The organism is Bartonella taylorii 8TBB (assembly GCF_902825155.1).
Lineage (GTDB): Bacteria > Pseudomonadota > Alphaproteobacteria > Rhizobiales > Rhizobiaceae > Bartonella > Bartonella taylorii_A.
The window spans coordinates 1-386 of the sequence record NZ_CADEAG010000220.1 but is presented as its reverse complement, the minus strand read 5'-3'; the positions used below and the strand labels follow the sequence as shown (position 1 = coordinate 386).

Sequence of the window (386 nt, the reverse complement as noted above, 5' to 3'; positions counted from 1 at the left end):
TGCACTGGGGGTAGTTGTACAACAGGTTTCTGCAAAAACACCGGCTGATACCCTTGTGATGGCTTGGAATCTTGATGCAATCAGTACATTTGATCCTGCGCAGCTCACGGATGTTTATGGAAGTGAAATTGTTCGCAATGTTTGTGATAACTTAGTCAGTACTGCGACAGATGATCCTGCAAAAATGGTTCCCGCTTTAGCAACTCATTGGGATGTTTCAGGTGATGATCACAGTACGGTGATTACCTTTCATTTGCGTGATGGTTTGAAGTTTAATAATGGCAAGCCAGCCAATGCCAATGATCTTGTTTGGGGTATGAGGCGGGTTGTCAAATTGAAGATGGGTAATGCGGCAATTTTTAATGAATATGGAATTACAGAACAAA

At 42.2% G+C, this 386-nt stretch carries 1 protein-coding gene; it reads left to right on the top strand.

Annotation, left to right across the window (positions count from 1 at the left end; genetic code table 11):
• Positions 1-386: ABC transporter substrate-binding protein (locus J7R13_RS09375; protein ID WP_246786352.1), on the top strand; the 386-nt coding region annotated here is incomplete at both ends.